Source organism: Arthrobacter sp. AZCC_0090, assembly GCF_014207375.1.
Taxonomy (GTDB): domain Bacteria; phylum Actinomycetota; class Actinomycetes; order Actinomycetales; family Micrococcaceae; genus Arthrobacter.
Genome location: NZ_JACHEE010000001.1, coordinates 527,860 through 540,356, shown reverse-complemented (window position 1 = coordinate 540,356; position 12,497 = coordinate 527,860). Strand labels below are relative to the sequence as shown.

At 63.8% G+C, this 12,497-nt stretch carries 13 protein-coding genes; 11 read left to right on the top strand and 2 right to left on the bottom strand.

The genetic code is table 11. The features are described 5' to 3' along the window. Nucleotides 1-20: 20 nt before the first annotated feature. The gene (locus HNP00_RS02540) at nt 21-911 is read right to left on the bottom strand and encodes an aminoglycoside phosphotransferase family protein (RefSeq protein WP_184735521.1); all 891 of its coding nucleotides are present in this window, start codon (nt 909-911) and stop codon (nt 21-23) included. Between the two features lie 129 nt (nt 912-1,040). On the opposite strand from HNP00_RS02540, the gene HNP00_RS02535 reads away from it, so the two are divergent. The 4 genes from HNP00_RS02535 to HNP00_RS02520 all read left to right on the top strand — a co-directional run bounded on the left by HNP00_RS02535 (nt 1,041) and on the right by HNP00_RS02520 (nt 5,527). Continuing rightward, a complete protein-coding gene (locus HNP00_RS02535) occupies nt 1,041-2,294 on the top strand; it encodes an ROK family protein (protein ID WP_311770475.1) in 1,254 nt (417 codons plus the stop codon). Between the two features lie 102 nt (nt 2,295-2,396). Further along, nucleotides 2,397-3,752 (top strand): extracellular solute-binding protein, encoded by a 1,356-nt coding sequence (locus HNP00_RS02530; RefSeq protein WP_184735519.1) that lies wholly within the window; start codon nt 2,397-2,399, stop codon nt 3,750-3,752. Between the two features lie 3 nt (nt 3,753-3,755). Beyond that, the gene (locus HNP00_RS02525) at nt 3,756-4,652 is read left to right on the top strand and encodes a carbohydrate ABC transporter permease (RefSeq protein WP_184735517.1); all 897 of its coding nucleotides are present in this window, start codon (nt 3,756-3,758) and stop codon (nt 4,650-4,652) included. Next, the gene (locus HNP00_RS02520; protein WP_184735515.1) at nt 4,649-5,527 is read left to right on the top strand and encodes a carbohydrate ABC transporter permease; all 879 of its coding nucleotides are present in this window, start codon (nt 4,649-4,651) and stop codon (nt 5,525-5,527) included. The genes HNP00_RS02525 and HNP00_RS02520 overlap by 4 nt, the downstream gene beginning before the upstream one ends. Before the next feature lie 56 nt (nt 5,528-5,583). Here HNP00_RS02520 and HNP00_RS02515 read toward each other — a convergent pair whose 3' ends face one another. Beyond that, the gene (locus HNP00_RS02515) at nt 5,584-5,787 is read right to left on the bottom strand and encodes a hypothetical protein (RefSeq protein WP_184735513.1); all 204 of its coding nucleotides are present in this window, start codon (nt 5,785-5,787) and stop codon (nt 5,584-5,586) included. A 163-nt stretch (nt 5,788-5,950) separates the two neighbouring features. Between HNP00_RS02515 and HNP00_RS02510 the strand changes: the two genes are divergently transcribed. The 7 genes from HNP00_RS02510 (at nt 5,951) to HNP00_RS02480 (ending at nt 12,446) form a co-directional block, all read left to right on the top strand. Then, a complete protein-coding gene (locus HNP00_RS02510) occupies nt 5,951-6,958 on the top strand; it encodes a MoxR family ATPase (RefSeq protein ID WP_311770474.1) in 1,008 nt (335 codons plus the stop codon). Nucleotides 6,959-7,046: 88 nt separating this feature from the next. After that, nucleotides 7,047-7,955: a DUF58 domain-containing protein gene (locus HNP00_RS02505; protein ID WP_184735673.1), complete on the top strand. Its 909-nt coding sequence runs from the start codon at nt 7,047-7,049 to the stop codon at nt 7,953-7,955. Next, nucleotides 7,945-8,412, top strand: a complete 468-nt coding sequence (locus HNP00_RS23115) for a hypothetical protein (protein ID WP_184735511.1) — start codon at nt 7,945-7,947, stop codon at nt 8,410-8,412. Before HNP00_RS02505 ends, HNP00_RS23115 begins: the two co-directional genes overlap by 11 nt. Next, nucleotides 8,403-9,383, top strand: a complete 981-nt coding sequence (locus tag HNP00_RS02495) for a VWA domain-containing protein (protein WP_184735509.1) — start codon at nt 8,403-8,405, stop codon at nt 9,381-9,383. Before HNP00_RS23115 ends, HNP00_RS02495 begins: the two co-directional genes overlap by 10 nt. After that, nucleotides 9,380-10,408: a VWA domain-containing protein gene (locus HNP00_RS02490; protein ID WP_184735507.1), complete on the top strand. Its 1,029-nt coding sequence runs from the start codon at nt 9,380-9,382 to the stop codon at nt 10,406-10,408. Before HNP00_RS02495 ends, HNP00_RS02490 begins: the two co-directional genes overlap by 4 nt. Next, a complete protein-coding gene (locus tag HNP00_RS02485; RefSeq protein ID WP_260404715.1) occupies nt 10,405-10,968 on the top strand; it encodes a hypothetical protein in 564 nt (187 codons plus the stop codon). Before HNP00_RS02490 ends, HNP00_RS02485 begins: the two co-directional genes overlap by 4 nt. A gap of 509 nt (nt 10,969-11,477) precedes the next feature. Further along, on the top strand, nt 11,478-12,446 hold the full coding sequence (locus HNP00_RS02480; protein ID WP_184735505.1) for a methylenetetrahydrofolate reductase: 969 nt from the start codon (nt 11,478-11,480) through the stop codon (nt 12,444-12,446). Nucleotides 12,447-12,497 lie beyond the last annotated feature (51 nt).

The following is a 12,497-nucleotide window of genomic DNA, read 5'->3' as shown; positions in this document are numbered from 1 at the left end:
GGTTAATCAGCGCAGGTCAGTTAACGCGGTTCAGATAGCAACTGGTCCAGCGCGAAGCGCCCGATGCTCGACATCTGAGGGTTGTCATCCGAAAAACTCACCATGGCCGTCGCCAACAAGACGGCCCAGCCGCGGGCCCGGCTCCATGTGCCGGCATCAACGGCAGGGCCGATGGCCGCCATGAAACGCTGCCGCGCACCGCCGTCGAACATCAACCACGCGACGGCGAGATCGACGGCGGGATCCCCGGCCCCAAGGTCTCCGAAGTCGAGGACAGCCGCGAGCCGCCCGTCAGGACGCAGGAGGATGTTCGCGGGGTGGAGGTCTCCATGCAGCCACAGCCCGGGCCCCGCCCACGGCGCGGCCATGCAGGCTTCGGACCAAAGCTTCCGCAACCGCGGTGCCCCTGGATAACGACCGGAATCTTCGAGCCGGCCCAGTAACGCGTCTGACCTCGTCTCCAAGGGCACCCCGCGGACGGGGTTGACCGGGGTGCCCGGTGCTGCGGGCACGTGGATGGCGATGAGGAACGCGGCCATGTCCAAAGCCGCCGCATTCCGGGTTGCCTGGGGCACAAGCGCGGCGGAGATCCCATCCAACCAAGGGGTCACGCTCCAGTGCCACGGATAGTCTGCAGATGGGCGGCCTGAATGGACAGGGCTGGGGAGGGGAACGGGGGAATGTCGGGCATACGTCTGGAGGTACTGCTGTTCATGGAGTACTAGCTGCGCTGCCGCCTCCCGGCGAGGCAAGCGAACGGCCCAATCCTTGCCGAGACGGTAGATGACGTTGTCCCAGCCGTTGGCCACCGGCTCCAACGGAAGTCCGGAGATAGCGGGCAGCTGCTCCTCGAGCAACGCCCTCACTAGCCTTGCGGTCACGTCCAGCTCGGCCTGTGGCATGAGTGCCATGTCCCAGTGCCTCCCGTCTCCAATATCCGTGTCCGTTCCAGATGACGAGCGTGTGGGCATACCGGGACGCGCACACGTGCCGTACGATGCAAATGCAACAGCATTATTCGAATGATTTTAGGGGAATCCGTGACTGAGATCCGCCAGCCGAGTCCGAGGCGCGGAACCAATCTGCCACGCATGGGGGACTTCAACCTGACGGTCATTCTCGACGCAATCAGGCGCTCATCCGGCGGACTGAGCCGCGTCGAACTGGCCCAGATCGTTGGCCTTTCACCGCAGACTATCTCGAATATCTCACGCCGCCTGCTTGATCAACGGCTCATTGTCGAAGCCGGCAAGGAAGGTAGCGGTCCGGGCAAGCCTCGTACCATCTTGCGCCTGAACCCTGCCGGAATGTATGCCTTGGGCGTCCACCTTGATCCCGCGGTCATTACTTCCGTGGTCCTGGACCTGGTGGGCGACGTTGTGAAGCATTCCCGGATCCCCACTCCTGGCGGCAGTGATCCATTGCGCGTCATCGCCGCCATCGCCGATGAAATCAAGACGCTGATCGAAGAATCCGGCGTCGATCAGGGGAAGATCGCGGGACTTGGCGTCGCGGCGCCGGGTCCCATAGACCTCGATGAGGGCACCGTCGTCGACCCGCCCCTGATGGTGGGTTGGGACCGGGTGCACTTGAGGGATGCCCTCGCCGAAGCCACCGGGCTTGAGACCCTCGTGGACAAGGACGTGACCAGTGCGGCCGTCGCGGAAACGTGGGCGGGCGGTCCCAGCGGTACGGGCAGCTTCATTTTCATGTACATGGGCACCGGCATCGGCTGCGGGATCGTCCTGAACGACGAAGTGGTCCGCGGAACATCAGGCAACGCCGGTGAAATCGGCCACATCATTGTCGACCCGGACGGCCCTGCGTGCGATTGCGGCCTCCGCGGGTGCGTCAAGTCCTCCTGCATCCCGCAGGTCCTCGTGGCCGAGGCCGAAGAGCAAGGTGTCCTGGACGGTGGCCGCAAGGGGACAGAAGGGCCGGAAGTGCAGGAGGGCTTTGCCAAGCTCTGCGATGCAGCTGACTCCGGCGACGAACGCGCCATCGCGATCATCGACAAGTCCGCGGTGCTGGTTGCCAGGGCCGTCGCGGTGGTGACCAACACCCTCGACGTCGAGCGGGTAGTCTTTGGAGGCCCCTTCTGGGGCCGCATGTCAGAGCGCTACTTGAATCGCATTCCTGCCCTGCTCGCCGCCAACAGCGCCGCCAACAGCATTCACGGCATTGAAGTTGTCGGGACCGGAGTGGGCGAAGACGTCGGCGCTATTGGCGCGGCCTGCCTGGTACTGGAACACACGCTTGCGCCGCGCGCCCAGCGGCTCCTCTTGGAAGGCTGAGGTCTTTCACTGCCCTGCGTCGCGGGGCTTTTTTATCAATATCGGCAAGAGGCTGGGCCAGCTGAAGTGTGGGGGCTGCAGCCGTATGAAGATCGGAGCGTCATGCGTCGCCTAGCCAGGATCGGAGCAGCACTGCTCGGCGTAGTCGGCCTTTTGGCCTCGGCCGCGTGTTCCACCCCATCACAAGCCAATGACAAAAGGACGATCAAGATCGTCTATCAAAAGACGGACTCTTTCACTGCGCTGGATAAGGTCTTCACGGACGCCAAACGGGAATTCGAAGCCGCCAACGCAGGCGTCACGGTGGACCTGCAGCCTATCCAAGCCAACGACGACGACTACGGCACCAAGCTCGCGCTGGCCCAACGGTCTCCGGACACGGCACCGGACGTCTTCTACGAGGACACCTTCAAAGTCCGTTCGGACGTTGACGCCGGCTACCTCCTCAAACTCGACGGACAACTGGCCACCTGGGACGAGTGGTCCAAATTCAACGAGGGCGCAAAGGCTGCGGGACGCGGTGACGACGGCGGTATTTACGCGATCCCGCTTGGCACCGACACCAGGGCGATCTGGTACAACAAGACAGTCCTTCAGAAGGCCGGCATTCCCTTGCCGTGGCAGCCGAAAACCTGGGATGACATCCTGACGGCGGCCCGCAAGATGAAGGCCGCGGAATCGGGCATTGTGCCGTTCAACATGTACGCCGGGAAAGCCACCGGTGAAGGAACAGTCATGCAGAGCTTCTACGAGCTGCTTTATGGGACGGGAAGCTCCTTGTATTCAGAAAACGACAAGAAGTGGGTGCTGGGATCCAAGGGATTCACCGATTCGCTCCAATTCCTGAAGACCCTGTACGACGAGAAGCTCGCCGTGACACCGGCGGAAGCGCTCGATTCCAATGTGTGGAAGAAAGTCTTTGGTGAGTGGCTGCCGAAGGGCAAAATGGGCGCCACCGTGGAAGGCTCCTACACGCCGTCGTTCTGGCAAAAAGGCGGTTCCTACGAATGGGCCGGCTATGCGCAGGATATGGCGGTAGCCAAGTTCCCCACCCAGTTCGGGCAGGATCCGGGCGGCGTGAGCATGTCCGGTGGTTGGACCCTCGCCGTCGGTGCGAAGACCAAGAGCCCGGACTTGGCTTTCAAGTTCCTGACCACCGCCGTGAACAAGAAGAACGCGCTTGCCTTCGACGTCAACAATTCGCAGATCGCCGTCCGCACCGATGTCGCTTCTGATCCCGTTTACCAAGCGGCCAACCCGTTTGTGAAGGATGTCTCCGATCTCGTGGCTGTGACGCACTATCGCCCGGCAACCGCTGACTACCCGAAGATTTCCCTCGCCGTCCAGCAGGCCACCGAGGCTGTCATCACCGGCAAACAGAGCCCGGCCGAGGCGGCGGCCGAATACGACGCTTCGGTCAAAAAACTGGTCGGTGACGCCAAGGTCATCCAGAAATGACGCATGCCAGTCCCTGATTCCCCCGATCGCGGCTCACTGCGTCGCTGGTTCCGCTTGCTGCCGGTGGTGCCGTCGATCCTGTTGCTGGTCCTCTTCATGTTGGCGCCCGTGGCGTGGTCCTTCTATGCCTCCTTCACCGACGCAGCGTTGTCCGGCAGGGCGGCCCTGAACCCTCAGTGGATCGGCCTGGACAATTACGTCCGGATGTTGACGGACTCCGTCTTCCCTCTCTCTGCCTGGCTGACGGTGGTCTTCGTGGGCGCGTCTGCAATCCTCGGACAAAACGCCCTGGGCCTGGTCATCGCTCTGCTGATGACCAAATCCGGGGGTGCGACGGCGTCGCTCGTTGGCACCGCAGTGGTTGCCGCGTGGGTGCTGCCGGAAATCGTTGCTGCCTTCGCTGCCTATGCGTACTTCAGCCAGGACGGTACGCTCAACCAGCTCTTGGGAATGTTCGGCGTTCACGGCGCCAACTGGCTGTATGCCTTCCCCCTGGCTGCGATCATCCTGGCCAATGTCTGGCGGGGCACAGCGTTTTCCATGTTGGTCTACCGGGCGGCGCTCTCCCAGGTCCCGCGGGACGTTTCCGAAGCCGCCCTCATGGACGGTGCCCGGGGGTGGCAGCGGCTCGCCTTCATCACCCTGCCGATCATCCGCGGGAGCATTGCTACAAATCTCATGCTGATCACGCTCCAGACGCTCGCGGTCTTCACCCTGATCTGGGTGATGACGGCGGGCGGCCCCTCCAACGCGAGCACCACTTTGCCGGTGCTTGCGTACCAGGAAGCTTTCAAGCTTGGAGATATCGGCTACGGCACCGCGATCGCGTCGGTTTTGATCCTGATCGGCATGGTCTTCGGAACGGTGTACGTCAGGCTCTTCCGCAGGGTGAACCCATGACATCTTTGCGCCGGGGGCCGCGGCTTAGCGAAAGACGCCCGACGGCGGTGGCCGGGGGACGGCCCCGTGTCCGGTTCGCTGCCAATGCGGCTTTGGCGGTGATCGGTTTGTGCTTTGTGCTGCCCTTGGGGTGGCTGCTTCTTGCCTCCGTTGATCCGCACGCCGGGTACCAGACGCGCTGGCCGCAATCGCCGTCGTTAGCTAACTTTGCCGCCGTGCTGACGCCTGACTTGCTGTTCCAGCCGCTCGTGAACAGCTTCCTGCTCTCCGCTGGAACCGCCGTCGTCAACCTGGCTGCCGCCGTGCTCGCGGCCTATCCGCTGTCCCGCTACCAGTCGCGGTTCAACAAGCCTTTCCTGTATGCGATCCTGTTCGGCACGTCGCTCCCGGTCACGGCAATCATGGTGCCGGTCTATGGCTTGTTCGTGCAGCTGCAATTGCTGGACTCGATGCCGGCAACCATCTTCTTCATGGCAACCACCACCTTGCCCATGGCCATTTGGATGACGAAGAACTTCATGGACTCTGTGCCGCTTGAGCTGGAGGAAGCTGCCTGGATGGACGGTGCCTCGGGACTCGCCACGCTCCGGAGAATCGTCGTGCCCCTGATGAGGCAAGGGCTGGGCGTGGTGTTCATCTTCGTCTTCATCCAGGCCTGGGGGAACTTCTTCGTTCCATTCATCCTGCTGTTGTCTACCGCCAAGCAGCCGGCCGCGGTGTCCGTCTTCAGCTTCTTCGGCCAGCACGGAGCCATCGCCTATGGGGAACTCGCCGCGTTCTCCATTTTGTATTCAGTCCCGGTGCTTATCCTCTACACCGTGGTGGCCCGGGGCTCGGGCAGCGCATTTGCACTCTCCGGGGCGATGAAGGGCTGAGCAGCCATCAGGGACGCCGGGCCATCGCTGGCCCCCGTAGTCCGCGTCTCAGCGTCCTAGTCGATGTCCTCCACGATGGTGCCGTACGGAATGGAATCATCAAGATGGGCCTGGTGACCGGTAAGCCCGGGGTTGTAGAGGACACGGACACCGTGAAGCTTGTCCGCCGCGGATTGCATCAAGATGGGGCGGATGGTCTGGATGAACCGCTCATCCTTGCCATCGAGGTATTCCTGATAACTGGCTGGAAGGTGAATCATGGCAAAAGAATAGTCCTGCCGGACCGTGATGGGGAGGGCTCCCCATTGCGGAGTCTCACGCAACCGGCTTGGCTATTGACTTGGCCACCAAGCTGGCCGCGCGGCCCGACGACCACACAGCAGGTCGCGCCGCAACTGGACAACGCCAGCGAGGGGACCACGAGTGCTTCAGAACACCGCCACAGCGAGTATCGACGCCAGTGAAATGGTGCGGACTCAGCAGCTCGTGGCTGCCATCTCCCGTAGTTTCGAGGCCAAAGTGGTGGGGCAGGCGCGGCTGCGCGAGACCCTGCTGATCGGTCTCCTGACCGGTGGACATGTCCTGTTGGAAAGCGTCCCAGGCTTGGCGAAAACCACGGCAGCCCAAGTGGTCGCCGAGGCCGTGAGTGCAGACTTCCGGCGGATCCAATGCACTCCGGACCTCCTCCCCAGCGACATCGCAGGCACCCAGATCTACGACGCCGCCAAAGGCACGTTTGTCACGCAGTTGGGCCCAGTGCATGCCAACATCGTGCTTCTGGATGAAATCAACCGGTCCAGCGCCAAGACCCAAAGTGCCATGCTCGAAGCGATGCAGGAGCGGCAGACCTCGATCGGTGGCGAAAGCCACCCTTTGCCGAACCCCTTCCTGGTGTTGGCCACCCAGAACCCCATCGAGCAGGAAGGCACGTACCGGCTTCCCGAGGCGCAGATGGACCGCTTCATGCTCAAGGACGTCCTGGACTATCCCAGTCCAGCGGAGGAAGCCGAAATCGTCCGCAGGTTCGACGCCGGAGTGTTCAGCCCGGCGCAGAAGGCTGCGGCGTCAGTCTCGCTCCACGCCGTGGCCGAAGCTCAGGAACTTGTCCGGCGCGTCTACATCGATCCCGCGATTGTCCGCTACATCGTGGGGCTCGTGTTCGTGACCCGCAATGCGCGGCAGTACTTGGAGCCCGGGCTGGCTTCACTCGTCGAGTTCGGCGCAAGCCCGCGGGCCAGTATCGCTTTCAGCCAGGCAGCACGCGCCTTGGCCGTCCTCAACGGCCGTGACCATGTGATCCCGGAAGACGTCAAGGACCTTGCACACCGGATCCTCCGCCACCGCGTGGTGCTTGGCTTCGACGCCGTGGTGGAGAACATCCAGGTGGAGGCAGTCATCGACGCCGTTCTTGCCTCCGTCCAGACGCCCTGACGGAACAGCCGTGCCCAAGAGCCACACACCCAGCACCCTCAAACCCGGAATCCCCAAACCCAGCCTCCTCAAACGCGTGGAGTCGAAGATGTTCATCTTCGCCCATCGCAAGACGCTCGTCTTGCTCGACGGCGAATACGGTTCAGTCTTCAAAGGCCGCAGCCTGGACTTTGACGAACTCCGTGCATACATCCCCGGCGATGAGGTCCGGGACATCGATTGGAAGGCCACGGCCCGCCACGGTGCTCCGCTTGTGAAGAGCTACGTGGCGGTCCGGCGCCAGAATGTCCTGTTGGTGACGGACACGGGCCGGAATATGGCCGCGACTGCTGCCTCAGGGGAAACCAAGCGGGATATCGTGGTCCAGGCTCTCGGGGTGATGGGCTACTTGGCCCACCGGCACGGGGACGCCGTTGGCCTGGTGCATGGAAACGCCACAGTGACCCGGACCATTCCGGCGCGCAAAGGCGAAGACCACCTTGAGCGGATACTCCGGGAAGTCGATCAGCACACAAACCTTGACGGTGGGCCCAGCGGCATCGCCCACCAGCTGGATTTCGTCCTGCGGCACATCAAACAGCGGAGCCTGATGGTAGTCGTGGCCGACGAGTTCCTGCCCGGCCCCGAAACGGAAACCTTGTTGCGCCGCCTCCACTCACGTCATGAGCTGATCTGGTTCACCGTTCATGATGCGTCGTTGGCCAGTGAACCGGGAGCAGGGGAGACCGAGATACCCGACAGCATCGACGTTGCCGATGGTGCGTTCCTTCCGGCGCTGGCGGTGAGGTCCGAGGCTGTGCGGGCCGCCTACGCGACGGCGTCCCGCGAGCGCGAGGCCCGGAGACAAGACACCTACCGCCGCCTCGGCATCGCGGAGGGGAATGCCGGAAGCAGCCACGAAGTGGTGCCGGCCCTCTTTGCGCTGTTGGAACAACACAAGACTCGCTCTCAAAACGGCGGGATACAGGCACGGAAGAGGCAACACCGTGCAGGATAACCCTGGTTTCTATGCCCCACTCCAGTACAACGACCAGTGGATATGGGCCGGCTGTGGCCTGCTGTTGCTCGTGGCATGCTGGCTGGGGTGGGTCCTTTGGCCAAACCGCCGCACAACCGTGGCTCCGGCACCTGCCGGAGTGCCGCCGTCGGGCCTGCCGGGGTTGCGGGAACGCTATTTGGCGGGGATCGACGCCGTCGTCGCGGATGCCGGTGCCGGGCGGATTCCGGAACGGGACGCACACCAGCAGCTCAGCATTTTGCTGAGGGCGTTCGCGAGCGAGGCAAGCGGAGTGGATGCGACCCGCATGACCTTGCAAGAGCTGCACCGAAATGGCCTGCGGCCCATCGCCGCCGGCGTCGCCGGAATGTACCCCGCGGAGTTCGGCCCCGGGCAGCAAGGCGCCGTCGCGGAATCGGCCGAGGCAGCCCGTCAGGCGGTCCTGGCGTGGAACTGACCTATTGGTGGATCCTGCCCCTCGCCGCCGCGGCCGTTGCATCGTCCTGCTGGCGTCTGGTCCGCGCCGCCAGGAAGCCCGCCAGCGTCCGCCCCGTGGCCCACCGGGAAAGACTAACCGCGCTGCCCGAGTACCAGCAGGCCGTGCGTCGGCACCGGCGCTGGCTCACGGTTGCCACAGCTGCAGGGGCCCTGCTCCTGGCCGCCACCGCAACAGCGGCCGCTCGGCCCATGGACCGCGGCACCTTCCAGCCCGAAACGCGCAACCGGGACATCACTTTGTGCCTGGATGTCTCGGCATCAATGGGCAGCACTGACGCAGCCATTGCTGCCGTCTTCGAAAAGATGGCAAAGGAATTCAACGGCGAACGCATCGGAATGGTGATCTTCGACAGTAGCGCCGTGCAGCTCTTCCCGCTGACGGACGACTACCGCTACGTTGCCGAGCAACTCGAAACGGCCCGGAAAGCGTTCGACGGCGACGCAAGCGGCAGCTTCTTCGACGGCACCGGGAGCGGCGAAGGGTCCTCGCTGATCGGTGACGGCCTGGCCTCTTGCGTCAAGAGCTTCCCAGGGACTGGAAACGCTGGACGCCCGCGCTTGATCATCCTCGCCACAGACAACTACGTCTCTGGCAAGCCGATTTTCACGTTGGAGCAGGCAGCACAACTGGCGAAAGCCAAAGGCATCAAGATCAGTGCCCTCAACCCAGGGGACTACGACTACGGGGAAGACAAGACGCAACCCGGCGCAGCGCTCCGCGCCATGGCCGAGGCAAGCGGCGGCAGCTACTTCGCGTTGGACAACCCAGACGCCGTGCCAGGGATCGTGCAGAAAGTCCAGGAGGGCGAGGCCGGAATCCTCCAACGGGCACCGCAGGCCGTGATCTCGGACAACCCGGTGATTCCGCTCTCCGTCGCACTGCTGGCCGGAGGCGTCCTCCTGCTGGCCGGGTGGAGGCTCGAATCATGACCTATTCGCCGGTTCTGCCGTGGTGGGTACTCGCGATTGCCGCGCTCGCCGTCGTCGTGCTCCTCACCGTCATGCTGGCGCGCAAGGGCCGGGCCCGGCGAAGCGCGTGGCTTTTGCGGGCCGCTGCGGTGCTTCTCCTGATGCTGGCAGCTTTGCGGCCGGGCTGGCCCGGCGGCGATTCCCGCGCAGCCAGTGCGGATCTGGACGTCTATTTTGTGGTGGATACCAGCGCCAGCATGGGGGCGGAAGACTACGCCGGCGGCAAGCCGCGCCTCGACGGTGTGCGCAGTGACATCGCCGCTGTGGCCCGGGAACTGGCAGGAGCGAAATTTGCCCTGATCACTTTCGACGGCGCCGCGAGCGTCCGGATGCCGCTCAGCCAGGACGCCACCGCCCTGGCCACCGCCGTCGAGATCTTGCAGCTCCAGCCGCCCCAGTATGCGTCCGGGAGCAGCATTACTGTGGCGGCACCTGTCTTGAGTCAGCGGCTCAAGGCCGCCAAGGAACAGCACCCCGGCCGTCCGGCCTTGGTGTTCTATCTCGGCGACGGCGAGAACACCAGTGCCAAGGCCGCCGGGTCCTTTGCGGTCGACGCCGGACTCGTGGACGGGGGAGCGGTGTTGGGCTACGGCACGGCGGGCGGCGGCCGGATGAAGGACATATCCGGAGACCACATTTCCGGACACCAGGGCTATATCCAGGACACTTCCGGACGCGAGCGGCGTGATGCTGTGTCCCGCATCGACGAGGAGCAACTTGGCAGCCTCGCCGCCCAGCTTGGCGTGCCCTACGTCCACCGGGAAGCAGGGGCAACACCCGATGCGATGCTCAGCAAAGCCCGGCCAGGTGCCCTCACCGTCGGCGAAGACCCCGCCGAAGGCACCAGCGGCGGAAGAGTTGAGCTCTACTGGCTGCTTGCTGTGGTCGCCTTCCTCCTGGCGCTGCACGAGCCCATCCGCCACGCGATGACGTTGAACCAGCTTCGTGAACGCCCGGCCGCCGTCCCGGAAGGAGGCACGCCATGAGAAGGAATGCCCGACGGCGGAGGGCTCGCCTCCTGCTGTGGTCCGCGCTTCCGTGCCTCGTGGCGCTTGCCTTCGCCGCCAAGCTATTGTCGCTGAACCTCCTGGCTGGTCAAGCGCGGGACGCCTTCACCAAGGACAACCCGCTGGCGCTTGCCGCCGCTGCGAACTGGCTCGGAACCATCAACTGGCTGGAGCCACACAAGGCAGAATTCGCCCAAGGCGACGCCCACGTCCTTGAGGGGGATTTCACCGCCGCACGTGCCGCCTTCGAAACAGCCTTGGCATATGCGCCGGGTGCCGACGAGTGCAAGGTCCGGGTCAACCTGGTCCTCAGCATTGAAAAGCTCGGAGACGCACGTCGCGCTGCCGGCGACGACACCGCGGCCAATTCGCAATACGAGGACGGGAAGGCTGTGGTGTCGGCGGCCCCCGGAAGTTGTTTCACCGTTAGCGCCGAGGGCAACGCCGACGGCGAAGGCGAGCGGTTGTCCAATGCAGCCGACCGCCTAGCTTCCAAAACCGCAGCCGCAGGGGCAGAGGAGTCCCGGAGTGAACCATAAGCAGCCCCGGTAGATCCCGGAACCGCGAAGCAGTTGCAACAACTGGAGCAGAGCGGGCGCACGGCACAGCAAGACCGGGTACACGGGCAGCAAAGGAAGGAATACCTGAACGGCTCTGGCGCAATGCCCGCGGTGGAGAGACCGTGGTGAAAGCCCAACGAACAATCTTCAGAAATCAGGCGAAACGTAGCGTAAAACTGCGTCTTAATTCGGTGGACGATTTGTGGCGCCCGGAACCCCGATCTAGAGTCGTAGTCAAGTTACCGCGGTAACGTGTCAGCGATCCTCCGCCGGATCTGCCTCTCGAAGGCAGGCAGGAGGGTGTGGGTGCCCCCATGTGGGCCTGACATTTGCACACGGACAACTTCATTTCAGGCGTAACAGTCGCGGCTGCGCCCTGCTGGAGTTCGTTGCGTGTATCCCCAAACTCAATTCACCGATTCTGCAGTTTAGGACTTGGAATTTCAAGTCCCGGATCGCAGACCCGCTGACACAAGCCAAGGACGCAAATGTCACCACCAAGCCTCATCGGCACCCATCCAAACCTGACCGGCGCTGCACCCGTCGCCTTGTCCTACGAACTCTTCCCGCCCCGCTCTCCAGCGGCTGCGGAATCGTTGTGGACCACCATTGGGGAGCTTGAGGCCACGGATCCCGACTTCGTCTCTGTCACCTATGGTGCCAGCGGCTCTAACCGGGACACCGCCGTCGAGCTCATCAACCGGCTGCTGCTTGAAACCACCCTCCGGCCGCTGGCACACCTGACTTGCGTTGGAAACACCCCGCAGGAACTGGCTGAGATCATTGGCGAACTGCTGGACAACGGCGTGCGCGGCATCCTTGCCCTGCGCGGCGACCTGCCCAAGGACAGCGGCCAGCCGGTCAGCGGCTCCTTGCGTTACGCCCAGGATTTGATCGAATTGATCCGCCGTGTGGAGCAGCGACGTTCCGCCCTGCTGTGCGCAGGCAAGATCGCCGTCGGCGTGGCCGCCTATCCCACCCGCCACCCGGAGTCACCGAGCGTGGAGCACGACGTCGAGGTGCTGCTTGCGAAGCAGCGCTCGGGCGCCGACTTCGCCATCACGCAGGTCTTCTTCCACACCGAGCAATATGCAGACCTGATCTCCCGTGCCCGACGCGCAGGCGTCACCATCCCGATCATTCCCGGGGTTATGCCGCTGACGAGCCTTCGTCGGCTCAAGCGCCTCGGCGAGCTCACCGGCGTCGAACCGGCACCGGAACTCATCGAACGCCTTGCTGCCGCGGACACTGACGCCGAGCGGCGCAAGATCGGAGTCCGCGCCACGGTGGACCTGGCCAACGCAGCACTCCAAGCTGGCGCTCCAGGCATCCACCTCTACACCTTCAATGAGCACACCTGCGCCTTGGACGTACTGGACAAGCTTGCGCTGCCCCGCCCGGCCCGCCCTGCCAGCCGGCTTCATGCCATCGCCCGTCGCCAAGAACTCGTCAGCTGATCAGCCAACGCTGCTCCGCTACCCCTAGACACCTCGATTTGCACCTACTGC

What these genes read in the sequence shown, in the direction of transcription:
- HNP00_RS02540 (WP_184735521.1), bottom strand. Translation starts at nt 911, where the DNA reads ATGGCACTCATGCCACAGGCCGAGCTGGACGTGACCGCAAGGCTAGTG.
- HNP00_RS02530 (WP_184735519.1), top strand. Translation starts at nt 2,397, where the DNA reads ATGCGTCGCCTAGCCAGGATCGGAGCAGCACTGCTCGGCGTAGTCGGC.
- HNP00_RS02525 (WP_184735517.1), top strand. Translation starts at nt 3,756, where the DNA reads ATGCCAGTCCCTGATTCCCCCGATCGCGGCTCACTGCGTCGCTGGTTC.
- HNP00_RS02520 (WP_184735515.1), top strand. Translation starts at nt 4,649, where the DNA reads ATGACATCTTTGCGCCGGGGGCCGCGGCTTAGCGAAAGACGCCCGACG.
- HNP00_RS02515 (WP_184735513.1), bottom strand. Translation starts at nt 5,787, where the DNA reads ATGATTCACCTTCCAGCCAGTTATCAGGAATACCTCGATGGCAAGGAT.
- HNP00_RS02505 (WP_184735673.1), top strand. Translation starts at nt 7,047, where the DNA reads ATGTTCATCTTCGCCCATCGCAAGACGCTCGTCTTGCTCGACGGCGAA.
- HNP00_RS02490 (WP_184735507.1), top strand. Translation starts at nt 9,380, where the DNA reads ATGACCTATTCGCCGGTTCTGCCGTGGTGGGTACTCGCGATTGCCGCG.
- HNP00_RS02485 (WP_260404715.1), top strand. Translation starts at nt 10,405, where the DNA reads ATGAGAAGGAATGCCCGACGGCGGAGGGCTCGCCTCCTGCTGTGGTCC.
- HNP00_RS02480 (WP_184735505.1), top strand. Translation starts at nt 11,478, where the DNA reads ATGTCACCACCAAGCCTCATCGGCACCCATCCAAACCTGACCGGCGCT.